At 70.9% G+C, this 1,212-nt stretch carries 1 protein-coding gene and 1 pseudogene; both read left to right on the forward strand.

The window, feature by feature from the left end; translation table 11 throughout:
* Positions 1-63: 63 nt before the first annotated feature.
* The gene (locus ACLEQD_RS43785) at positions 64-336 is read left to right on the forward strand and encodes a hypothetical protein (RefSeq protein ID WP_410391850.1); all 273 of its coding nucleotides are present in this window, start codon (positions 64-66) and stop codon (positions 334-336) included.
* 4 nt (positions 337-340) lie between these two features.
* A pseudogene (locus ACLEQD_RS43790) lies at positions 341-1,212 on the forward strand (hypothetical protein); the annotation flags it as partial.

Raw genomic sequence — 1,212 nt, forward strand, 5'->3', positions numbered from 1 at the left:
GCCACGCGGCCGGGCGCCTCGGGTAAGGTGTCCAAAGACGTCCGGTAGCCACGACCTCCGCCCATGCGCCCCGCCCTCCTCCTGCTGCTGCTTGCCGTCGCCCGTCCGTCCTGGGCGGAGGACCCCGCGTCCACGAAGAAGGCGGCGGAGGGCGCGACGCCCGCGAAGAAGCAGGCCAAGGCCATCCACCTGGAAGCCATCAAGGTCGAGGGGCGCATCCAGAAGCCGGAAGCCTTCTATTTCCTCGACCGCTCCAAGCCGAGCTTCGACGACCTGAACCGCACGGAGAGCTTCGCGCCCAAGGTGGTCCAGAGCGTGCAGCAGGACCCGTTCTAGTCACATGGCCCTTCAAACCCGCCCCAAGCTGCTGCGCGTCGGCGTCATCCAGGACGGGCGCATCGTCGAAGAGCACCACCTGCTCCACGACTCCGTCACCATTGGCGAGGACGCCCGCAACACCATCGTCCTGCCCCCGTCCCAGGAGCGCCCGCCGCGCTTCAAGGTGCTGGAGAACCGCGGCCAGCAGTTCCACCTCATCATCGACGAGCACATGCAGGGCCGCGTCAACCTGGGCTCGTCGGACGTGGACTTCGACGCGGTGCGCGCCCAGGGGCTGGCCACGCGCCGCGCGGACGACACCTTCGACCTGCCCCTGCAGGAGAGCGCGCGCGGCAAGGTGGAGCTGCCGGACGCCACCCTCTTCTTCCACTTCGTCCCCGCGCCCGCGGAGGGCTCCAGGCCCGCGCTGCCCCCGGAGCTGAAGGCCAGCCCGTGGCGCACGGTGGACCGCCTCTTCTTCGGCATCCTCCTGTCGATGCTGGTGCTCTACGTGCTGAGCGTCGCGCTCATCGTCGCCCAGCCGGCGCCGGTGGAGGCGGAGGTGGAGCTGGACCAGTTGGAAGACCGCTTCGTGCGCGCCATCATCCCGCAGCAGCCCGCGAAGAAGGAGGAGCCCCAGGACACGGGCTCCACCGAGGAGAAGAAGCCGGACGAGGTGAAGACCGCCCCGAAGAAGCCGGTCGCCGCCACGGACCCGACGACCGCGCCCGTCAACACCGCGGAGCGCCGGCAGCAGATGGAGGCGAAGGTCGCGAGCACCGGCATCCTCAAGCTGCTGGGCGGCAAGGGCCCCGGCGGCGGGGACGCCATCGCGGACGTGCTCGGCAGCGCCGGCAGCGGCGCCAACGTGGCGGAGGCGCTCGCGGGGGCGCA

Source organism: Corallococcus sp. 4LFB (assembly GCF_046520365.1).
Taxonomy (GTDB): domain Bacteria; phylum Myxococcota; class Myxococcia; order Myxococcales; family Myxococcaceae; genus Corallococcus; species Corallococcus caeni.